The sequence below is a fragment of the Mucilaginibacter glaciei genome (assembly GCF_014773245.1).
In the GTDB taxonomy this organism is placed as follows: Bacteria; Bacteroidota; Bacteroidia; order Sphingobacteriales; family Sphingobacteriaceae; genus Mucilaginibacter; species Mucilaginibacter glaciei.
Genome location: NZ_JACWMX010000003.1, coordinates 385,528 through 406,756, shown reverse-complemented (window position 1 = coordinate 406,756; position 21,229 = coordinate 385,528). Strand labels below are relative to the sequence as shown.

Here is a 21,229-nt window from a genome sequence, read left to right as displayed (position 1 = left end):
TCATCCTACAAGCCATGCCCGGTTAGTGGCTAAAAATTCACACGGGTTATAGTTTAATTCTTCACTGCGGGTTTTTGGTAGCACAACTGCAGGGTTACCTGCTACAATAGCACCGGCCGCAACAGATTTGGTTACTACAGCCCTTGCCCCAACTACCGCGCCGCGGCCTATAGTAACGCCGGGTAGCAGCATAGCTCCCTGCCCAATCCAGGCATAATCCTCTATAATTATTTCGCTGGCTACTTGAGCCCAAGCGGGGTCGGTAACATCGTGCGATGCCGTTAATAATTCAACCCCATCATTGATACAAACATAACTACCGATGGTTACGTTGGCGTGTAATACAATAGCGGCCCGGCCTATAAATGAAAACCCACCAACTGTTAGCCGGTGTTTATGCCCGTCTATCTTAGCGATGCCAATTTCGGCACGGTTATCAATATCAGCACCTTTATTGACCAATTTACGGCGGCGGCGGTTCATTTTAAGTAACCGCCCAAATAACAGCAAACGCTTTGCCCAGGCACGATTAAACGCGTTTGAAGCAAACGGAAATTTTGCACGGTTACTCCAAAGGTATTTTAGGCTGGCCATTAAATATGATATAATAAACTGCTTAGTTGTTTTGCTAACACATCAACGTTGCTTTTAGCATGTTGCCGGTTTGCTGCCCGGTTTAAAAACTCTTTAAAGTTACCCTTTTGGTAGTAAAAAACGCCATCGGGTACAGCCATCTTTTCAAATCCGTTCGCATGCCAGGGCCGCGAAACACTTATCACCGGTAAATCATGCTCACGCATTGCTGCGAATGAACCGCTTTTATCTGTAATGGTTACTGGTGTAGTGGTTATAGCAATATCTGCGTTGATCAATTCGGCCGATATCCGATCTGGCGATTGCTGACCTACCAATTCCGCATCCATACCTGTCGATTTCCACTCTTTTAGCCATACAGCTTGCTCGTCACCACAATGGCCCACAATTTTTAAAATGTATTTGATTTTAGCCGATTGGCCGTGTGCAGCAACTTCTGCTGCAAATTGTTTTACAGGCGCTCCAAAATGAATATTACCAAATATAATGAGGTAAACGGTTCGATCTGAACGTGACCGCTTAACACCGCTAACAGGTATATTTGAAAACAGTGGTAAATAAGAAGCGTCAAAACCCATTTTACCCAGCTGATTTTGATATAGCAAAGATTGGGTAGCAATTACAGCAGGGTTAAGTTTACGAAATAGGGACCGTATTAACTGCTTTTGCAGCCAACCCCAGGCGATATGTTTTGCAGGCGATTGTTTATCCATCCCCACCCAAAGTTCGTGCACCATCAGATGCCATTGGGCTGTTTTACTTATCGATAGCAATAACTTACTTAACCCAAATGTAAGCCCTTTTGCATGAAACCCAAAAGGAACAAATTGCAAACTGATCCATTGCGGATCAAATTGTTGAACGTGTGCCTTAACCGCAGCAAAGCGTTGTTGCGCAGGTTGTGCAGCTGCAATACGAAATATAGAAACTTCGGTATCGTCTACTATTTGTTTGCTTTGCTCATCAGCAGATATGTACCGGTCATTAAACGCAATTACCGTACAATGATGACCCTGCTTTATTAATGCCGCGGCCAACCTACGTGTATAGTCGCCTACGCCGTCGCGGCCCGGTTCAAGCCCGCTGCATAAGAAAGTGAGTTGTAGAATAGTTGAAGTAGTACCCATTAGGTTGGTTGGAAAATAATATTAAATGCAATGGATTTAACTAAAGTAAATAAAAATAAAATACACCAACATCACAACCAATCACATTTTTCTTTCGTAAATTATGTAGACATAAACGCAATCATAAAGTAAGGTCCTTTTCCGTTTGACATAAAATTTTTACATTTTAAAGCAAAAAACTTACTTTTATTATTAACATATTTGTATCTTACTGCCCCCTCCAGTAAACCAAATACCCTGATTTGAACTTACTGACCTTATAGTTATAACGATACATGAATAAACCTTTCCTTTATTGCAGCAAATGCAATCAGCCGTATCATTACAAAAAACCCACTCCATTTTTACTTAAAACTTTACTATTCTTTTTACCCATAAAAACATTCTTCTGTGCCCGATGCATGACAAACAGGTATAGGATCATGAAGAGCGAAGAGGTGAAAAAATACCAGGTGTAATTATTGAAATAATCGCCTGTAGGATAGCTGGTAACTCAATTCGGTGTTCCTTTTGCGTATGAATTTTGCGGGTACCCCTCCTACTATCGCATAAGCTTCTACATTTTCTTTTACTAATGCCCCTGCTGCAATCACCGCCCCATACCCTATTGTTACCCCAGGCATAATTATAGCCCGCGAACCTATAAAAACATAGTCCTCTATAACCACGGGTAAATTTCTACTGGTAAACGTTGCCGAGTCGGGATCATGATCGGCCGACAGGATCATTACCTCTTGAGATATTGATACGTTATTACCTATTGTGATGCTGCTTTTGTTATCTAACCTGCATTTGGTGTTGACTACCGAATTATTGCCGATACTGAAATGCTGCGTACAATCAAATGTACAATCCATTAATATAGCTGTATTGTGGCCGATGCCGTATTTCATTATGTTACGGTAATAAAACTGCCTGAGCGTATGGCTGGGGATAGCTGCCACCCACCTGTTACAGATGTAAATCCTTAATTCTGCAATCAATCGCCTCATTTTTTCAAAATATTAAATTCAGGTTATTCCTGCCAAAATTGCTTTTTAATAGTAATCATATCAAACCTGTTGCGGGCAAGCAGTTTGGCGTTTGCCGACACCGCCCCCCTATCAGCTATCAGTTCTGTAATTTTGCCAACCAAGTCGCCGGTATTTAATGAGGTACAACTTACTGCGGCGTTTGCGTCGCGAAGCATTGTTCCTGCTGCACTATCTGCGGGACCATGGTACAATATACAGCCTGGCGCACCCAGGTAACCTACCATTTTGGTTGATAAGCTGTACAGATAAAACTCCGGATCGTTAAATTTAATGGGAAGATACAGAATTGAGGCGGCATCCATCTCCTGCTTAATCATTTCGTCGCTTACGAAACCGGTGAGGTAATGCGTGGTAAATTTTCGCTTTTTTAAAAACCCGAGCTTTTGCGTACCACGAAGTAGCAATTCGCACACTATACCTTTATTTGCCAGGACATCCAGCGCGTTAGCCAATATTTCAAAAAGCGGGTAATACTCGTTATGCAGCAAGCCAGAAAAATATATAGTTACCAGCTTTACATTATCCATCGCCCGCGGGGCGGATAGCTCATTGGCTAACACACCATCGGTGATCAGTTCATAATGTTGCGTGCCGAACAAACGGTTATATTCATCACCCATTTGCTGCGATATAACCAACCGCCGGTTTGCATTAGCCCAAAGTAATTGCGTATTGTTAAATGAAGTGCCTGCCGGTATAAAATGATCATGAAAAGATACCCATAGCTGCTTGCCTTTTAATATTGATGGGTGATAAGCGGCCATAGTGTACGGACCATGACTTATAGTATGAATAACCTGACAATCAGCTTTTGATGCTGCTTTCCGAATGCGGTGCATTGTATACTTGCAGATGACTTTTTCCCTTAACCAGATTACCAGATTACGCGCTTTCCACCGCATCCAGGTACGTTGTAAGGGCCGCGCCTTTATAATGGTTTCGGGCATATTGCCCTGTAAAAGTTCGCCTGTGTTATCTGAAACACCGATAGACTGTATCCTGCTCTCGTAACCGCTGTATAACCGTCGTAACAAACGCGATGCCCCTCCGTTACGGTAAAGTGACACCGGCTGAATAGATAAGATCTTTACAGGCGTTTGTGACATGTTATAACTTACGACTGGTTAATGCCGATACAATTTGCCCTATGGTTTCTTCTAAAGATATAGTGATATCCCACTTTGGATAGTGCGCCCTTAGTTTTGCCAGGTTGGAAATATAACAAATATGGTCACCTATGCGGTTCTCTTCTACATAACTATGCACCTGCGCCTTACCGGTAAACTGTTCGGCTATTTTAAAAGCTTCCCAAATGGAGCAGGAATTTTCGCGGCCGCCGCCAATATTATAAACTTCGGCAACTCTGGGGCTATCGATAAAAGCATCAATAAAATTAGCTACGTCAAAAGAGTGGATATTATCACGTACCTGCTTGCCTTTATAACCGAATACTTTGTACTCCCGGCCTTCAATATTGCATTTAACCAGATAGCTCAAAAAGCCATGTAATTCCACACCCGAGTGGTTAGGGCCGGTTAAGCAACCACCACGCAGGCAGCAGGTAGGAATGCCAAAATACCGGCCATACTCCTGCACCATAATATCAGCAGCTACTTTAGACGCGCCAAAAATTGAATGTTTGCTCTGGTCTATCGAAAAATCTTCGGTAATGCCATTGTAATAAAGAGGGTCGGCGTAATCCCAACGGGTTTCTTTTTCAACCAACTCTAAAAAATTCGGCTTGTCGCCGTAAACCTTATTGGTTGAAAGGTGTATAAATGGCGATTCGGGACAAAACTGCCTTACTGCTTCCAGCAGGTTTAAGGTACCTAAGGCATTGGTATCAAAGTCATCAAAAGGGATAGCGGCGGCACGGTCATGCGAGGGTTGTGCCGCGGCATGAACAACAGCTACCGGCCTTATCTCGTTTAACAAAGCCAATACACCAGGCCGGTCGCGGATATCCAATTCGTGGTGAATAAAACTTTTACCCAATTGCTTTTGAATCCTGTTCTGGTTCCAACGCGTGTCGCCCTGTTCGCCAAAAAATACGGCGCGTTGGTTGTTATCCAACCCGTGTATCTCCCAGCCCAGGGCAGCAAAATGTAAGCATACCTCTGAACCTATTAAGCCTGACGACCCGGTAACTAATATTTTTTTTGACTTATTAAACATGTACTGGTAGCATAGTAAGCGTTGCGCAACCGCAACCCACAAAGTTAATTATTTAGTGGCAACACAATAATGCTAATAAAGTACTAAAAAAATCACACTGCACCCATCCAAAAGCGCTCTCTTATTGCCTCCAAGTCAAACCTGTTAGCCACCAAAACCTTAGCTGCCGCAGATATTTCTTCTGCTGCAGTTAAGCATTGCCTGATATCATTGGCTAAATCATCAGCAGTTAACCCTGTACAACAAACCGCCGCATCATGTTGTTGGAGCAAGCTGCAAGCCGCACTATCGCCGGGCCCGTGATATAGTATTGCACCTGGCGATGCCAAATAACCCACCATTTTAGTAGACAGGCTGTATAAGTAAAAATCGGGACTTGTGAACTTGATGGGAAGATACAAAATATCTGCCTCATCTAATTCTGCTTTTAACTCCTTTTGATCAAGGGTCATTGGGCGATATATGGTTTCAAAAGCACGGTTCTGCAAAAATTTAAGCTGTTGTGTTCCGCGCAATATGAGTTTAAATGATAAACCTTGTTTATTCAACACATCTAAAGCCTTGGCTAAAGCATCAAACAAAGGCAAATAAGTAATGTGCAGCAATCCGGCAAAATAAATGGTTATCAACGGTGAGCGTTTGCGGATATCCCGGTTTATTTCAGTTTTGGTAACACCATCGGTAATAATTTCATATGGCCTTTGCCCAAATTCCAGCTGATATTTTTGGCCTAACTCATGTGATATGACTAAGCGCCGATGTGCGGCTGCCCAAAGTTTACGGGTATCTGCAACGGGGCTCTTAATTTCGTTATAATGATCATGGAACGATACCCATAGTTTTTTACCCCTGGTAAATTCTTCATCGCACAAAGCAGCCGAAAAAATATAGTGGTTAACCACATGCAAAACGTCATAATTAATTTTTGCCGCAGCCTTGCGAATTTTTTTAATGGTGTTAGGCTTGAAAGCACCCACACGCAGCCATATCAGCAGGTTACGTATTCTCCACCTGGCCCAGGGCCTAATTACCGGATTTGCATGAACTACTGTTTCTTTTACCTTCCCCCGAGCAGATTTGACTATCGATTCTGAAACGATAATTGTTTCTACATCATGCTCGTGCCCCTCATACAACCTTCGTAATATGCGGCTGCCGCCACCGTTGGCATTTAAAGAGAACGGATGATAGGAAAGTATCTTCAAAGTAATTTGAATTATGAATTTACAACGGATGACCACCTTTTGCGCATGGGCAAAGTGCCTACTTCTGTATTTACGAGGGTTTCGGCATTTTTTAATATCTCTTGTATCAACGCCTCGCTTCTGAGTTGCTCCATTCCGTTGATGATATCATCTTTGGCATTAGAAGATATTACTATCGCCGCGTTATGTTCCTGCAAATAATTAACCATTGCTGCATACGGGGGCCCAACAACAACAATCGGGATCCCGCATGCCAGATATTCGCTCATCTTAGTGGCTATATTAAACTGCGACATGTTACGCAGCCCATCTTCAAAACTAATGGGTAGCAACATGGCATCATAATCAAGCATCGTAGTTTGTACTTCGTGCGGTGCTACCCTCCCCTTGAAATTCACTTCGGCCGATTGCAATTCCGCAGGGAACTCTTCAACGCCTGAATAAATATCAAGCTTTGTTGAAGTATCTTCGATTGCATTTTTTACGGCAAGTAATGCATCGTGTTGCCACGATGCAACAGCGCCAAAATAACCGATTCTTAACGCGCTCTCTTTATTAACACAATATTCAGGAGCATCTTCCGGCCTATCCGAAGATCCGAATAATACTGTGGAGCTTACCCCAAATCTTTCTTCGTAAAACTGCTGCATGGCAGGGCTTATTACAAAAACATGTTGCGCTTTGCGCAAATGATCGGCAAAAATATTTTCAACAAATTCAGGATATTGCCACACTCCATTTACATATTGCAGTAAATGATCGTCCATCACCCAGGTAATATATTTTACCCGCTTTACCTTTTTTAACTGGTGGATAGCATTAATAGCGTCTGCACCCTGCGGGCATATCAGCGCGTGCAATTCGCGTTTTTTGCCAAACCTGGTTTTAATAACTTTGGCTGTATGTTTGGAATGTAATTTTATCATTACCGGCATGCGGCTCAACTTGGCCGATAGCGTGCGGCCTAATATCTTCCTGGCAATATCGCTATCCCAAAGCGAAGGGATATCAATGCTCCTGCTTTGAAATTTTGGTGAAATTGGGATATCACTACCAAAACGATTAACATGTATAAAGTAAGCAATGTCCTCGAGGTCGTCCCCCAATACACGTTGCAGGGTTAGCCCCCCGCCGTGCAGATCAGAAACAGACATTGCCGAAACATAAAAATCAAACCTCATTTAATTGCCTTATTCTAAATCGTTCGTAGGCTTCCTAGCGTCTATATACGGCCCCCAAAAGTCAATATGTTTTTGCCATGCATGGCAGCCCAAAGGTAACTTATCGCCGTTTAAACGCAATGAATCGGCAAGGTTATATTCAAAACTAAATTTCAAAGCGCTTATTGGGTCGGCTACTTTAAAGCACGGGAACATTTGTGGCACTACTTCCGTCCATACCACATCCTCGTTTAAATGAAAATCTGCAAAGTAAAAAGCAAATTTACCACTCAAATAAATTTCATACTTACCCCCTGTAATTTTATTGAGCCATTGCCGCAGTCTTGATGAATAAGCGAGCGAAACCCTATACAAGAACCAACCCGGTTTAAAACGGCCCATTGCGCTAAGTACCTGTATACAAGAATGATTATTACGAATAGAAAAACCCGAATTACACCCCTTTACCAGTTGAGCTCCGGGCGCCGCATCCCAATAACCTTCGAAAAAAGGAGCGCCTATAAAATCAAACTCCAGTGCGCCTACGGCCTCAAAATCGGCATCAAATATGTAGGCATCCAACTCGTACGTTAGCATGTATTGATAGGCCTCAAACAGCTTGTAAAAAGCAAGGTTTAGTTTCAATTTGTTATATTGCTCTACAGATGTCAAGCAAAGGGCATCAACAGGCTGCAATATCAAATTTGCAAAAACAGCAGTGTAGGCTGAAATATCCATACCCTGCGGGTGTACGAGATAACAATCATAAATATTTAATTTCGATGCGGCTGCTTTTAGCGAGATCAACTCATGTACCGAGGGCACTGGTTGATGCACCGGGATAACTACACAAATGTTTAAATCCCTGTTCATTTAAACAGCATATTTAGGCGCCGTTGCGCGCGAATCTGTAATAATTTTAGTGTGCCATTAACGCGCAGATAGTTTTTATATGATGCTGTACCATTACTATAAAAAGCTTCTTCGATACGCCCCTTCACTGCTGCTGTAAACTTGTATTTATGAACAGTGTACCGGACGAATTTTTCTAACAAATTGCTTTTATAATCGGCCGGAGAAATCTGTCCGTCGTTTGCTAATATCTTCAATATCTCAATTTCTTCCAGGTAGTTTTTGCCCGTGCTATACATTTTGCCGCTTACATCTTTATCGTGATTACGGAAATAATTAAGCACCTTACCTGATATAAAAACATCGCCCTGGCGGGCCATTTCGATATAAAACAGCCAGTCGCCGCTCATTTTAAAGGGTGTGAAACGGTCTGACACATTGCTAAAGTACCGCTTCCTAAAAACCAGCATACTGGCATTCCAAATAGAACAAGAGGCAGTTAAATAACTTTTGATATATTCTTTCCCGGGCACCAGTTCGGCAAGTTTGTTATGCGCCGATGTTTGTAATATAGTGTTGCCATCATTTATTGTATGGGTTTGCACGTAAGCTAAAACACAATTTTTATTAGCATCCAATGCATTTACGAGTGTTTCCAGCAAAGTTGGCTCGCACCAATCGTCACTTTCAGCTATCCAAACGTAATCGCCTTTAGCTAATACGATACCTTTTTTCCACTGATGAAAGGGGCCGCCGCTGTTTGCGCTATTAACTACGATATGGCTAACTTTTGGATTATTGCCATATCTCCGGATAATTTCAAAGCTGCCGTCTGTTGAACAGTCGTCGAGTATGATTAGTTCAAAATCCTGATAAGTTTGTGCCAATACAGAGTTGAGCCGATCGTTTAAGTAGGGTGCGTGGTTATAATTAGGGATGATGACTGATACCATTATTTACGAAAATATTTATGGTACGCAAATTTAATGAATGACCGTAAAGGACGGCGTTGATCATCCTTGTAAATATTAAGAAGGTTATATAGCCTTGTATATTGCCGGTTAACAAGTAATGCGTGCTTGCCGTACATGTAGGCCATGATGGTTTGATTCCCTCCTATCTGCATAGATGGCTTTACTAATGATGACGCTGAAATTCTATATTCAAATAATACCTCGTCCAAATACTTAAACTGGTAACCGGCTTCGGCCGCGCGGATCCAAAAGTCCCAATCTTCGTGGCCTATTATGCGGCGGTCTTCATCTTGGCCATTCAATGCCTGCCAAGTACTTTTACGCATAACTACGCAAGTATCTATATAATTTTGCTTCAGTATCTTATCCAGATCAAACGGGCCGGTATCGAACCGCGGTTCAGCAGTGTCGCCGAAAAAAACAGGCTTGCCGTGTATAATACTTATATCCAGCCGGGATGTTAAAACTGTCAACCCTTTTTCAATGTATTCTTTACGAATCTTGTTATCGCTATCTAAAAAAAGCAAAAATTCACTTTTGGCTATCTTAACACCGGCATTGCGGGCCGCGGCAGGGCCTTTATTTTCCTGACGTAAAACTGTGTATTCGGCTTTTAGCTTGTTCAATAAATCTATTGTCACTTGTTCAGATGATCCATCATCAATGATTATAACCTCAAGTATTGATTGATCCGGATAGGTTTTTACGCTATTTAAAGCATCGGTCAAATATTGGCCCGAGTTATAACAAGGTATAATTATAGATACTGTTGGTTGCTGCATTATTAACTACATTTTAACCCAGCCCGGCAATTGCAGGTATGTCCTGTTATTGATCTCGGGCTGCTTAATCCAATCACGGGGCGATATTACAATTTTATCCCGGTTTTGATTAAGAAACGCCCCCCACCAACTAAATGAACTGTTTGCTAATATGTTATGCCGGCAAGCGCTCATTACGGCAAGTTCAATATAGTCTTTTTTACCGTTATCAATATCAACAAAGTTTACAGGTGCATCAATTGTAAGGTTATCACGGGCCCAATCAAGGTCATCTGAAAAAATATAGAACTGCGGATCGGCCAACCGCTCACTGATATATCCGATGGCGTCCCTGTAATATTGCAGTGGAAGAATTCCCATTAATTTGTTTGCATCGGTATCTGTAAGGTAATCACCCCGGCGAATGTGCAACGATACTGACCGCTCATCCTGCTTTACCTGCCGGTATATGGCGTAATCATTAATACCCACGGCATTTGTCAAGTTCAACTCATCAAATATTTGCGGCTGTATATTTTGAAAATACTTATAATGTTGCCAGTAACCTTCTAAAAAAACATCTCCCTTTATTTTAAACACATTGGGTTCGTAACCCCACCATTGGGCTTCTTTGTAAAATCTTTTGTATTGTTTAGGTAGGTATCGTTCAGCCGTACAATGTAGCCTTGCGTACGGGCTGGTTTGTTCATATAAACCTATAACTTTTTCAACATCTGTGCGGGTGGCAATTGCGGCTTTAATGTTGTAATAATTAAGTGTATAATTACGCAAGTTTTGACTTTCATAAAAGGATATGTCCAGCTTAAGATCATCATTGTTTTTTATAGCGATTTGCCTTGCCAGCGCATATTGAAAAAGCTGATTACCCAAACCACTTATAACTTTTGAGATTATCATTATCGAGCTGAACTATTCTTAAAAATCCTGCTTTTCAAGCCACTGCTAAACCTGACATAAAGATCGGACACTTTTCGGATAAATGGCACTGTACCCTCTTTTATTAAATATACCTGCTTAATGCTTTCATAAAAAGATAGCCCCAATTCGCTTTTATAAAAATTGAGCAATATTCGGGCGTTATAAAAACTGAGCTTTTTAAAATGATGGATCATAACCTGCCGTATATTCACTATCACGGCTCCCACCATCATATGATAAGTAATGCCCGAAGGTGTATTTTTTAAGTAGCCGAAATGCCTTAGCATCCAGCTAATGAATTGCAGGTGCCCTTTGATCATGGCACCTTCATTTATCGCCGCAACCGACGATATATTCACCCCGCTTTTACGCCAATATACCTTAGCCTGAGGTATGATACATATCCCTTTTTGTTGGGCGAACAAAACAGATGTTGCCCAATCGGCACCTTGTGCAAAATCTGTTTCAACAAAACCACCGCAATAATCATAAATGGCTCTCGAGAATATATGATCGGGCATGGAGTTGCCTCTTTCGCCCCGTAATAAGTGATAGGCCATTTGCTCTCCGCTCTCCTCTTTAGGCCCGGTGGCATTTGGTTGCACTATGTTTCCAACACCATCGATGGTAACGGTATTAAAACGGTAAATATCAAAACGGTCGCCGTTTTGACCAAGTGCTGTGTAGAAACGCGCCACACAATCAGGATCGGCAATATCATCATCCGAGAAAAGCCATAACCATTCTTCGTGGTTATTTACCAAGTCTATACAGCGTTTCCATTGCTTAACTAAATTCCTTGGCCCGATATTTTCTGGAAAACGGGTATAGTTTATATTGAGCCTACCGCTAAATTTGTCGGCTATGCTGCGCAGGTTATCGGGGCTATAATCGTCACCTATATAAACGTTAAAGTTTTTGTTGGTTTGGGCGGCGAGCGAACTTAAGGTGTCTTCGAAATATTGCGCCTTGTAGGCCGGTATCACAACGGCAAGATCTATCATGCTGCCTTCTTTTTGACTAATACTATCTGGTAACCCTGGCGTGTTGTACCCAACTCGCTTAGTGGATACTGGCCGGTATACTTTTCTATTGTGCTGAATCCATTACCAGGGTTGACTGGGATAACAACAGGCCCCGGCCCGGGAAAAAAAGTGTTTTTTATCTTTGTGCCTATTCTTGCCAATATAGAACGTGACGGTGCCGGCAACACATCCGGTAATTTAGGGTAGAGCTGTACAAACACCTCTTCAATCTCGAAATATTCTGATAAAACTTGCTGAAATTTTTCGAAGCCCCACTCCTGCTCGTGATAAGGGTTAGCCGGGCTGGCATCAAGGGATAAGGGTGATATTGGAGTAGAGAGCAAAAACCTGCCATCGGGTTTCAGGCAATTAGCTATGCTTGCAAAAAAGTCGCGATAGTTTGGCAAGTGTTCTACAGTCTCAAAACTAACCGCCAGATCAAATTCATTAGTAATACACAGTTCTTCGGCGTTGTTAATGTCGAACTGCACATTCGGTGCACTATACCGCCATTTGGCATATCTGATAGCTTCTGGTTGGATATCAAAACCTTTAACACTTGTAGCCTTACCTTTAGTACCCATCGTAAAACTCCCTTTGCCTACACCACAGGCAATATCAATTACTTGTTTGTTGTTTGTATAATTACAAGCAAGATTGTACCGCCCGATATGCGAATGCTCTGTTTTTTCCTGCAAATATCCCGGCACCCAACGCTCAGATTCACTGCGCAATAAAACGTTGGCAAGTGTATCCAATTCGTATTTTAAACAAAAAATCTCTTCTTCGGGATTACTTACGCTGCCCATATTAAAACCAGTTTTGATTAACAAACATGCTACCCTGGCTTGAATCGGGCAACAGGTGATTTGTGTTTAAAGATGGGAAAATTTCGAATTGCAAACCACTACTGTAATAATCGAGGTTGAGGTGATCGCTACCTATAAAAATCTCCACCTTGTACAAGCCGGGCTTCAAATTCAATCTGTCCATTTTACAACTTAATTTATTACTCCCCTGATGCAATGTGAACGCTTTGTTGTAAAATTTGCTAAAAAGAGTGAGCAGCCTCACTTCATTGTAATCGTTGATACCTATCCCAATTTGTATATTATCAAACTGCGCGGTTGATTCTACCTCCACTTCGATAAGCACCGGGCTTTCCATTTCTAAATGCTCGCTGCCTGCATGGTCAGTTATCTTAAAATTTGACAGCCAGGCCTGTTTGCCTTCACTTATTATCTTAACGTCCCTTGAATATTCGGTATCGCGCTCCTTTGCATAGGCGCGTACTACCTCATCAATGTTGGCACTTAACTCCAATGCGCCATTTTTAAGGTAAATTCCTTTTGCGCACAATGTTAAAACCGAATTTAGGTTATGACTAACAAATAAAACTGTGCGCCCCTCTCCTTTGCTTACCTCACTCATTTTACCAAGACACTTCCGCTGAAACTCGGCATCGCCAACGGCAAGTACCTCGTCAACTATTAATATTTCCGACTCAAGGTAGGCTGCAATGGCAAAGGCGAGCCTTACATACATACCGCTGCTATATCGTTTTACGGGTGTATCTATATAACGCTCTACTCCCGAAAAGTCAACTATCTCATCAAATTTTCGGGCTATCTCGTACTTGCGCATACCCAATATTGCACCGTTAAGGAAAATATTTTCGCGACCGGTTAAATCAGGATGGAAACCCGTGCCAACTTCAAGCAAACTGGCAATGCGCCCCTTTGCTTTGATCATACCTGTTGTTGGCGCGGTAACGCGGCTAAGTAATTTAAGCAGCGTACTTTTACCAGCCCCGTTACGCCCGATTATACCTACCGCGTCGCCCTGTTTAATTTCGAAATTAAGATCTTTTAAACTCCAAACAACATCAGTGGTGCCTTTTATGGCCCTGTCATTGGCTTCGCCGATTTTAAGGAACGGGTCTTCTTTACCGCGTACTAACGACCACCACCGATTTATATCATTACTAAGCGTGCCTGTACCAAAATCACCTAACTGATATGCTTTAGATAAATTTTCGGCTTTAATGGCTATATCACTCATGGTAAAATATTAAGCGGAAGCTTAAATGGTATCAACAAAATTTTTCTCGACGCGGTTAAAAACAACCAAACCGACTAAAAAGAAAAGAATACTGGCAGCTAAACTGTAAAGGAAAGGCCCGGCAAAAAACGTTCCGCTACCCGTAAATGCATATCTGAAGGTTTCTATCAGCCCACTCATTGGATTATAAGCGATTATGCCATGGTATTTATTTAAAACTGAACTGAGTGGATAAATAACAGGCGTAGCATACATAAAAAGCTGCATACCGAAGGTTACAACAAATGCCAAATCACGATACTTAGTAGTTAAAGCTGTGATAATAAGACCAATACCTAAACCGAGCCATGCCATCGCCAACATGATAACCGGGAATAACAAAATATACCAGTTAGGAATAACCGGTTCTTTAGCACCAAAGAAATGATAGCGTATGAGGTAATAACCAAAAAGTATAAAAAATAGCAAAAACTGAACACCAAACTTAACCAGGTTAGATACTACTATGCTTAAGGGCATTATTAAACGAGGAAAATATACTTTGCCAAATATACCTGCGTTATCCCTAAAAACAGTGGATGTTTTGTTAAGGCAATCGGCAAAATAATTCCAGGCAATGGTTCCGGCCATGTAAAATAAGGGCTGCGGTGCACTCCCGGTTTGTATGTTAGCCAGCTTACCAAACACAAATGTAAATACAATAGTGGTGAATATGGGCTGTATAAAAAACCAGAGCGGCCCCAAAATAGTTTGCTTGTAAAATGAAACAAAATCACGCCTAACAAGTAACCATAGCAGGTCACGATAGTTCCAAACGTCTTTTAAATGCAAGTTGAAAACAGTATCATGAGGCTTAATTTCTAAATCCCATTCCTGATTTGTACTGTTTGTATCCATTGATATTTATTAGATATATACGCCTGCCTTAACAGGTATTAATTCCTGCTCCGAACGGATTTTTTCTTAAAAACGCGCGACACCCTTGACTTCAGTCCTTTTCTCTCTGCCTCTTCGGTGTAACCATAACCCGCACCATAACCGTAGCCCGAACCATATCCGTAGCCCGAACCATAGCTTGAACCCTGGCGATAACCGCCTAATACACCGCGCATTTTTAGTCCATTAAACACAATGTTTATATTTGTTAACTCTTTGTTAGTATACAGGCTATCAATTAACTTCAAATAATACTTTGGTGTATATTTATGCCTAACCATATACAGGCAAGCATCAACATATCTATTCAGTATTTTAGCATCTGTTACTAAGCCTATTGGAGGCGAATCAATTAATATAAAATCAAATTCAGCTTTCAATTCAGTCATTAATTCATCTAAGCGGCCGTTTAACATTAACTCGGTAGGGTTAGGCGGAATGGCTCCGGCAGGCAATATAATCAAACCCGGCAGCTTTCTATCAGCCATTGAAACCTTTATTTGACCATAAGTTGCCGTACCTGCCATATAATTACTAATACCGGGCTCCTGGTTAATTTCCATCATCTTGCTTATCTTAGGCTTACGCAAGTCAAATTCCAGTATCGCTACTTTTTTGCCTGTAATAGCTAAACTTGCTGCCAGGTTAACAGCTGTAAAGCTCTTACCTTCGCCAGATAGCGACGAGGTTACGAGGATTGTTTTCTTTTCACTGTTTATTCCGATAAAACTTAATGCGGTGCGCAGTGCCCTGAATTGCTCGGCAATAATAGTCCGGCTGCCGTCTTTTATTACAATATTTTTCCCGCTTTCATCATGCAGTATTTCGGCTAGTATTGGTGTGTCTGTGGCCTTTTCAATTTCAGACCGGAACAGCACCTCCTGGTTATATTGTTCCCTTATCAATACAAACACAACCCCTGCAATTACCCCTACTGATAAGCCCAATAAATAAATATTTAATGGAATAGGCTTTATGGGGCCTTTACTTTCAGCATAATTGACAACTCTGCTATCGGCAACAGATGCCGCACGGGTAAGTTGTACCTCCTCGCGCTTAGTGAGCAATAAGGTATAAATATTATTTTTTATAGTTTGGTTACGGCTGATTTCCAGAAATGTACGCTCCTTTTGCGGTAATGCCTTTAATGAAGATGTATTGATACCACCATCAGTTTCGAGCCGGTTGAGAGTTGCCTCCAAATTTTGACGTAACGAACCGATATTTTCTAAAACATCCGGCTTCATTTGAGCGATCCGCTGCTTTATGGCAACGATAACGGGCGAATTCTCACCAGCGGTTTGGCTGGTTGTTTTAAGTTCAAGCTCTGCAGCATAAAGCCTTTCTAATAATTGAGTGAGTATAGGATCATTAAGGCCAAGTGTTGACGGTACCAATGCGGCACCACCCGACCCTTGCTTGATCACAAATTTTTGTATTTGGTCAAGCACATCTAGCTGGATCTGAATCTGGGCAAGCTTTTCGGCATTAGCCTGGCGGTTGCTCATGTAAGACACACCCTCTGCCGACAAATTAACAATGCCCTGCGACGAACGGAATTCTTCCATCTTACCTTCAACGCTTGAAAGTTCTTTGGTAACAACCAACAACCTGTTGTTGATAAAATTAAGCGTGTTTAACGCAGTTGCATTTTTATACTCAATACCGGCATTATTATAAACATTTATAAGGTTGTTAATAATATCTTCGGCCCGCAACGGCACCTGATCTGCAAGAGTAATACTAATTAACGACGAGTTTCTGGCTCCTATTGCCACTTTTAGCGCACCGGCTATTTGCCTGGCAGTGGTTTTTGTGCTGCGAATGTTAGCATAATATTCGCCTTTGAACTGCATTTCTGAAGCTTCGCGTGTTACGTTAATAATAAAATCGCCATAGGGAGTATGCACAGGCGTTGAAAGCGGATACTTTTTATCACCTAAAATTATAGCGTTTTGCGATTTCAAAAAGGTGAACGAGATAGGTACGTTCCCCACATCAGGAACTTTATCGGAATTTACAGCCTGAAACGTAACCGGAGCAGGATAAATAAGTATATCCCGTAATGCGCCTTTATTATATATCTGGGTGTAGAGGCTCATGTTTTTTACTACGCTTTGTAATAAAATACGGGATTTTAAAACCTCCAACTCATTCTCGACAGTTTTTTGCGAGTTTGCAACACCCAAAGCCGCCAATACACTTGCATCGGTACTGCCACCGTTTTGATCTTTTAGCAAGATCATAGCGGTCGATTCGTAAATGGGGGTTTGATAATGAATATAAAAGTGACTAACTACTAATGATGTGATTATTGTAAGCACAAAAATCGGCCAAAATGGCAAGTATCTGAAGGCAATTGCCTCAAGTGCATTTTTTGTAGTTGACCCTTCGAAAGGATTATTTATATTCTGGCTATTATTTTTCATTAAAAACTAATGATTTACCTAAAGAAAATAGAATAGAGAAGTACTATAACCGATATACTGCTAAACAGTATTGGTACCAGTTGGGTAAAACGATCTGCATTGGCCGCCCGTGCACTATTAGGCTCAACATAAATAACATCCTGGTTTTGCAGATTATAGATAGACGGGTCAAACATTTGGTCTTTATTCAGGCTAAAGCGTTTAAAGATCCTTTTGCCGCCCACTTCACGTATCAGCAAAACGTTATCCCGCTTACCAAATGGGGTAAGGTCGCCCGCAAAGCCTATAGCCTCAGGTAAGGTTACACGTTCGTTAGGAATTTGTATCACACCAGGGCGGGTTACCTCGCCTATTACAGTTATCTTAAAGTTAACTACCCGGATATTTACAATTGGATCTTTAGCCAATTTTTTACTCACCAATTGCTCTGCAATGGTGTTAGCCAGCTGTATTTTTGTTAGCCCGGCGGCTTTCACAGTACCAATTAATGGTATTTTCAATTCGCCATTTTCATCAACTAAATAACCACTTACTCCACCTGCACCTGCGGCCTCATTAACGGCCTGTCGTGAATTAAGTAAAGCATTGGTTGCAGCATCCGGCGTTGATATATTTATGCTTAAAAGGTCATTACGGCTAATTACTGTTTGCAGTTTATTAGGTGGTATATCGGCAACACTATCGGTAAGAATGTTATTAAAATAAGTGATTTTCTTAGCTGTAACACATGAATTTAACGAAGACAGTGATATAAATGCTAAAAGAATAATGAATAGGGAGTAGTAGTTTTTTTTCATATAATCACGGCAATCCACGCTACTTTACCCGTATTAGTTAAGGTATAGGTGATTGCAAACTTAAAAATAATTAGCCTAATAAACTCTGGTTTTAACAAAAAGCAGTTTAACTATAAAATTAACAAATATTTCTAAATCCATATGATGCAAAAAAGGGTTATTTTAAGAATGATGCTTTTAAACGGTTTTTTAAGACGGTAGCTCTACGTTTCAAGAATTCGGTATTACCCAAGATGTAATTGCGCCAACCGCCAAAATAACCCCTTGCGTTACAATTAACCGGTATCAGGGCTTTGGCCAGGTAACCTTGAAAATGAAGCGTATAAAACCGCGGATGAACGATACTACCGCAATTTATCACTTTACCAAACAGGCCTTTAGATTGTCTTATTATTTTTTTAGTGTTCGTATAAATGCTCAACTCAAATACATAGTTGCATCCATTAAAAGCCGCGCCGATATTAAAATCGAAACAAATGTCCATGTCTTCAAGCGATAAAAGGTTCAGAGTGTTGGGTTGCGTGTGCGTGCGGAAAACATCAAGCAATATCATATCTGATACGTTTCGGTTATTGTAAAACTCACCGGCAAGGGTGCGTTCAAGCAGATCTTCAAAAGCTTTTTTATCAGCATAAGTGGCGGTGATAAAACTGCAAAAATCAGCAAGCAGTTTGGTATTCCAAAAAGACGTGTGTGCCGATGTTATACTGCTTTTACCATCAGCAAAAAACATCATAGTGCCGTCGTATATATCTTTAATAAAATTGTTATATACCGGCTTAAGATCCTCCAATATCAAAACATCGCAGTCGGCGTAAACAAAGTTGCCTATCCCGTGGTCGCGGATAACGTCATTAATTATAAACCACCTGTCGAAACATGTTTTCTCAAAAAAAAAGCTGTTGGTAGAATGATGCTTATATAACGCGTCAAAAGGACGGTTAACTTTTGCATAAGCAGATATGTCAACACAGTTATACCCAGCGTATAGCTCAAAATTGGTATCGGTTAGGATATAAATATTTTGCCTGCCATTGGTAAGAACCGCTTGTTTCAATATATGATCAAAAAACAAGCTCCTGCCAGGCCCCATCTGTACAAAAATTACAGGTAGAACAGGATTTGATGGCTTACTGACCGGGGAAAGCGTTACAGGTTGGTTCAAATAGTTGTGGGTGTATATATTCTTAACAAAAATACATTTTACAATAGGGTGTGCAACAGATTTATCTGCCGGAGTGCTTTTGTCTCGATTTTATCTCCACCCGTAACCTGCCATTAACTTGCTACAGTTGCCCCTGTTAATAAAAGCCTGCAACAATAAGTAACCTTAAAGGTTATAAAGATAAAACAAAACCCTACCTATGGAAAGATTTGACATTAGCATACAGCAAGGCAACCAGCAATTGGGGTTTGAAGTAAGGGAGTATATGCACCATGGCGGGGACCACTGCATGTTTGAGATTTTTACAGACGACAAAATGGTGGTGAGCTTTAATCCCGACCCATACGAAAGCCTTACTGTATGCAAAAACCCCGGCAGTTTAAATAACAAACTGGTACACCTGATTGCCGATAAACTCGAAAAATTCATTTAAACAAATCTGTTTTAAATAAAAAACCCGAAGCACAATGATGTGCCCCGGGCCTATTATTAACTATTTACTTTATTAGTTAGGCGTAGCTAATTTATTGTACAACAACTCATTATTTGGTATCGGCCAAATATAGTTAGCTGATGATGGGGCAACTGCTGGTGCACCACCTGCTTTTGCAGGGATAGTTAAACCTAAACGTACCAGATCAGTATTTTTGAAACCTTCACCTAATAACTCGATGTTACGTTCCTGTAAGATCGCATCTGCTAAAGAGCCAGCCGCTGTAAAGTTAGCTACGGTGAATACAGTAGTTGCATCAGACCGGCCACGAATAGCGTTTAGTAGGGCAATAGCCTGTGCATCTGTACCGTTTAATCTTGCGCGTGCTTCAGCTAAATTTAACAATACCTCGGCATAACGGATAACCGGTGCCCAATCTGTATAAGGCGACGGTTGTGCATATTTAGCCAGGAACCTGAAACCTAAACGTGCCGCGTTAGTTGACGCCTGGATAAAACCCGCACGTCTCTTATCGGTAGTTTTCCAGTTGGCATCAGCTACAACACCGGCAGGGTTTAAATAATACTCAGCATTTAAAGCAGAACCATTATTATAGAAGTAAAAACCTAACTGGTTTTGTGTGCCCGGTGTTTCTGTTGTAAGGAACGGCAACGAGAAAATTGATTCTGTGGTAGTGTAAGGTGCTTTAAACACATTGGTTACATCGGCCTGTAAAGCATTGTTAATTCCCGCTTTAGGTGCAGTACCGTTATCTGAGTTAAAAACAGTTGTACCTACAATCTTATTAGCCTCTGTGATTACGTTGGCGTATTGCTGCATGGTTAAGTAAACCCTTGTTTTTAAAGCAATAGCTGTGTTACGGTGTGCGCGGGTGGTGTATGTTGCAGCATCAGCGTAAGTAATAGGTAAAGCAGCCTCTGCATCGTTTAGATCTTTTAACACCTGCGCATAACATTCAGCAACAGTACTTCTCGCTAAATCATAAGTACCGGCAACAGAGTTACCAGTTAATCGCAAAGGAACACCTGGTTTGCTACCGCTACCATCATAGTAGGGGCGCGCGTAAAGCTGCAACAGATCATAGTAACTAAGTGCACGGATAAACTTAGCTTCGGCAACATAGTTAGCAGATACCGCCGGCGTTACAACACCCGTGCTTTTTGCTAAACCATCAATCAACAGGTTACAATTGTTTATGGTAAAATATGCCTGCGACCAAAGGTTTTGCACTTCGCTTGTTGTGCCTGTAACACTTTGGTTCCATGTAGCAGTGTTGGTAACACCGTTATTGCTCAGGTTGATCCAGTTGTCGGCTTTAATTTCCTGGTAAACCTGGAATCTGCCGCCCATAAATGCCCCGCTTCTTAAGTTTGCATATAAACCTAAAACTTGTGCCTGTATGCGCGGTGCGGTGCTAAATTGCAATAGGTTATCATCGTTGGGCACCGCTGTTTTTGAAACGGGCGACAACTTATCTTTTTGACAAGAATAATTTAACATTACTCCCATCGCCAACATCAATATAATTTTCTTTTTCATTT

19 protein-coding genes and 1 pseudogene are annotated in these 21,229 nt (G+C 41.4%); 1 reads left to right on the top strand and 19 read right to left on the bottom strand.

Annotated elements, in window-relative coordinates; translation table 11 throughout:
* The 18 genes and pseudogenes from IDJ76_RS21130 to IDJ76_RS09280 form a co-directional block, all read right to left on the bottom strand.
* On the bottom strand, nucleotides 1–594 hold the full coding sequence (locus IDJ76_RS21130; RefSeq protein WP_191163037.1) for an acyltransferase: 594 nt from the start codon (nucleotides 592–594) through the stop codon (nucleotides 1–3).
* Nucleotides 594–1,721, bottom strand: a complete 1,128-nt coding sequence (locus IDJ76_RS09360) for a glycosyltransferase family protein (RefSeq protein ID WP_191163036.1) — start codon at nucleotides 1,719–1,721, stop codon at nucleotides 594–596. The genes IDJ76_RS21130 and IDJ76_RS09360 overlap by 1 nt, the downstream gene beginning before the upstream one ends.
* A 506-nt stretch (nucleotides 1,722–2,227) precedes the next feature.
* Nucleotides 2,228–2,386 (bottom strand): annotated as a pseudogene (locus IDJ76_RS21205) (DapH/DapD/GlmU-related protein); the annotation flags it as partial.
* A gap of 350 nt (nucleotides 2,387–2,736) precedes the next feature.
* Nucleotides 2,737–3,861 (bottom strand): glycosyltransferase, encoded by a 1,125-nt coding sequence (locus IDJ76_RS09350; RefSeq protein WP_191163034.1) that lies wholly within the window; start codon nucleotides 3,859–3,861, stop codon nucleotides 2,737–2,739.
* A gap of 1 nt (nucleotide 3,862) precedes the next feature.
* The gene (locus IDJ76_RS09345) at nucleotides 3,863–4,930 is read right to left on the bottom strand and encodes an NAD-dependent epimerase/dehydratase family protein (RefSeq protein ID WP_191163033.1); all 1,068 of its coding nucleotides are present in this window, start codon (nucleotides 4,928–4,930) and stop codon (nucleotides 3,863–3,865) included.
* 92 nt (nucleotides 4,931–5,022) lie between these two features.
* On the bottom strand, nucleotides 5,023–6,135 hold the full coding sequence (locus IDJ76_RS09340; RefSeq protein WP_191163032.1) for a glycosyltransferase family protein: 1,113 nt from the start codon (nucleotides 6,133–6,135) through the stop codon (nucleotides 5,023–5,025).
* Between the two features lie 11 nt (nucleotides 6,136–6,146).
* Nucleotides 6,147–7,316 (bottom strand): glycosyltransferase family protein, encoded by a 1,170-nt coding sequence (locus IDJ76_RS09335; protein WP_191163031.1) that lies wholly within the window; start codon nucleotides 7,314–7,316, stop codon nucleotides 6,147–6,149.
* A 9-nt stretch (nucleotides 7,317–7,325) separates the two neighbouring features.
* Nucleotides 7,326–8,168, bottom strand: coding sequence for a DUF5672 family protein (locus IDJ76_RS09330; protein WP_191163030.1), 843 nt, complete (start codon nucleotides 8,166–8,168; stop codon nucleotides 7,326–7,328).
* Nucleotides 8,165–9,100: a glycosyltransferase family 2 protein gene (locus IDJ76_RS09325; protein WP_191163029.1), complete on the bottom strand. Its 936-nt coding sequence runs from the start codon at nucleotides 9,098–9,100 to the stop codon at nucleotides 8,165–8,167. The genes IDJ76_RS09330 and IDJ76_RS09325 overlap by 4 nt, the downstream gene beginning before the upstream one ends.
* Nucleotides 9,100–9,903, bottom strand: a complete 804-nt coding sequence (locus IDJ76_RS09320) for a glycosyltransferase family 2 protein (RefSeq protein ID WP_191163028.1) — start codon at nucleotides 9,901–9,903, stop codon at nucleotides 9,100–9,102. Before IDJ76_RS09320 ends, IDJ76_RS09325 begins: the two co-directional genes overlap by 1 nt.
* A 6-nt stretch (nucleotides 9,904–9,909) precedes the next feature.
* The gene (locus IDJ76_RS09315) at nucleotides 9,910–10,800 is read right to left on the bottom strand and encodes an alpha-1,2-fucosyltransferase (RefSeq protein ID WP_191163027.1); all 891 of its coding nucleotides are present in this window, start codon (nucleotides 10,798–10,800) and stop codon (nucleotides 9,910–9,912) included.
* Nucleotides 10,800–11,825 carry a glycosyltransferase family 2 protein gene (locus IDJ76_RS09310; RefSeq protein ID WP_191163026.1) on the bottom strand — a complete coding sequence of 342 codons (1,026 nt, stop codon included), beginning with the start codon at nucleotides 11,823–11,825 and terminating at the stop codon, nucleotides 10,800–10,802. The genes IDJ76_RS09315 and IDJ76_RS09310 overlap by 1 nt, the downstream gene beginning before the upstream one ends.
* Nucleotides 11,822–12,655, bottom strand: coding sequence for a class I SAM-dependent methyltransferase (locus IDJ76_RS09305; protein ID WP_191163025.1), 834 nt, complete (start codon nucleotides 12,653–12,655; stop codon nucleotides 11,822–11,824). The genes IDJ76_RS09310 and IDJ76_RS09305 overlap by 4 nt, the downstream gene beginning before the upstream one ends.
* A 1-nt stretch (nucleotide 12,656) precedes the next feature.
* Nucleotides 12,657–13,907 carry an ABC transporter ATP-binding protein gene (locus IDJ76_RS09300; protein ID WP_191163024.1) on the bottom strand — a complete coding sequence of 417 codons (1,251 nt, stop codon included), beginning with the start codon at nucleotides 13,905–13,907 and terminating at the stop codon, nucleotides 12,657–12,659.
* Between the two features lie 21 nt (nucleotides 13,908–13,928).
* Entirely contained in the window at nucleotides 13,929–14,804 is an 876-nt protein-coding gene (locus IDJ76_RS09295) for an ABC transporter permease (protein WP_191163023.1), read from the bottom strand.
* A 38-nt stretch (nucleotides 14,805–14,842) separates the two neighbouring features.
* The gene (locus tag IDJ76_RS09290; protein WP_224746265.1) at nucleotides 14,843–17,272 is read right to left on the bottom strand and encodes a GumC family protein; all 2,430 of its coding nucleotides are present in this window, start codon (nucleotides 17,270–17,272) and stop codon (nucleotides 14,843–14,845) included.
* Nucleotides 17,273–17,286: 14 nt separating this feature from the next.
* On the bottom strand, nucleotides 17,287–18,069 hold the full coding sequence (locus IDJ76_RS09285; RefSeq protein ID WP_191163021.1) for a polysaccharide biosynthesis/export family protein: 783 nt from the start codon (nucleotides 18,067–18,069) through the stop codon (nucleotides 17,287–17,289).
* Nucleotides 18,070–18,226: 157 nt separating this feature from the next.
* Nucleotides 18,227–19,126 (bottom strand): hypothetical protein, encoded by a 900-nt coding sequence (locus IDJ76_RS09280; RefSeq protein WP_191163020.1) that lies wholly within the window; start codon nucleotides 19,124–19,126, stop codon nucleotides 18,227–18,229.
* Nucleotides 19,127–19,433: 307 nt separating this feature from the next.
* Here IDJ76_RS09280 and IDJ76_RS09275 point away from each other — a divergent pair, with 307 nt between their 5' ends.
* Nucleotides 19,434–19,667 (top strand): hypothetical protein, encoded by a 234-nt coding sequence (locus IDJ76_RS09275; protein ID WP_191163019.1) that lies wholly within the window; start codon nucleotides 19,434–19,436, stop codon nucleotides 19,665–19,667.
* 72 nt (nucleotides 19,668–19,739) lie between these two features.
* On the opposite strand, the gene IDJ76_RS09270 is transcribed toward IDJ76_RS09275, so the two are convergent.
* A complete protein-coding gene (locus tag IDJ76_RS09270) occupies nucleotides 19,740–21,227 on the bottom strand; it encodes a RagB/SusD family nutrient uptake outer membrane protein (RefSeq protein WP_191163018.1) in 1,488 nt (495 codons plus the stop codon).
* Nucleotides 21,228–21,229: the final 2 nt, after the last annotated feature.

Excerpts from the sequence above, each read along its gene's own strand:
- IDJ76_RS21130 (WP_191163037.1), bottom strand. The coding sequence starts at position 594 with ATGGCCAGCCTAAAATACCTTTGGAGTAACCGTGCAAAATTTCCGTTT.
- IDJ76_RS09360 (WP_191163036.1), bottom strand. The coding sequence starts at position 1,721 with ATGGGTACTACTTCAACTATTCTACAACTCACTTTCTTATGCAGCGGG.
- IDJ76_RS09350 (WP_191163034.1), bottom strand. The coding sequence starts at position 3,861 with ATGTCACAAACGCCTGTAAAGATCTTATCTATTCAGCCGGTGTCACTT.
- IDJ76_RS09345 (WP_191163033.1), bottom strand. The coding sequence starts at position 4,930 with ATGTTTAATAAGTCAAAAAAAATATTAGTTACCGGGTCGTCAGGCTTA.
- IDJ76_RS09335 (WP_191163031.1), bottom strand. The coding sequence starts at position 7,316 with ATGAGGTTTGATTTTTATGTTTCGGCAATGTCTGTTTCTGATCTGCAC.
- IDJ76_RS09330 (WP_191163030.1), bottom strand. The coding sequence starts at position 8,168 with ATGAACAGGGATTTAAACATTTGTGTAGTTATCCCGGTGCATCAACCA.
- IDJ76_RS09325 (WP_191163029.1), bottom strand. The coding sequence starts at position 9,100 with ATGGTATCAGTCATCATCCCTAATTATAACCACGCACCCTACTTAAAC.
- IDJ76_RS09320 (WP_191163028.1), bottom strand. The coding sequence starts at position 9,903 with ATGCAGCAACCAACAGTATCTATAATTATACCTTGTTATAACTCGGGC.
- IDJ76_RS09315 (WP_191163027.1), bottom strand. The coding sequence starts at position 10,800 with ATGATAATCTCAAAAGTTATAAGTGGTTTGGGTAATCAGCTTTTTCAA.
- IDJ76_RS09310 (WP_191163026.1), bottom strand. The coding sequence starts at position 11,825 with ATGATAGATCTTGCCGTTGTGATACCGGCCTACAAGGCGCAATATTTC.
- IDJ76_RS09305 (WP_191163025.1), bottom strand. The coding sequence starts at position 12,655 with ATGGGCAGCGTAAGTAATCCCGAAGAAGAGATTTTTTGTTTAAAATAC.
- IDJ76_RS09300 (WP_191163024.1), bottom strand. The coding sequence starts at position 13,907 with ATGAGTGATATAGCCATTAAAGCCGAAAATTTATCTAAAGCATATCAG.
- IDJ76_RS09295 (WP_191163023.1), bottom strand. The coding sequence starts at position 14,804 with ATGGATACAAACAGTACAAATCAGGAATGGGATTTAGAAATTAAGCCT.
- IDJ76_RS09290 (WP_224746265.1), bottom strand. The coding sequence starts at position 17,272 with ATGAAAAATAATAGCCAGAATATAAATAATCCTTTCGAAGGGTCAACT.
- IDJ76_RS09285 (WP_191163021.1), bottom strand. The coding sequence starts at position 18,069 with ATGAAAAAAAACTACTACTCCCTATTCATTATTCTTTTAGCATTTATA.
- IDJ76_RS09275 (WP_191163019.1), top strand. The coding sequence starts at position 19,434 with ATGGAAAGATTTGACATTAGCATACAGCAAGGCAACCAGCAATTGGGG.
- IDJ76_RS09270 (WP_191163018.1), bottom strand. The coding sequence starts at position 21,227 with ATGAAAAAGAAAATTATATTGATGTTGGCGATGGGAGTAATGTTAAAT.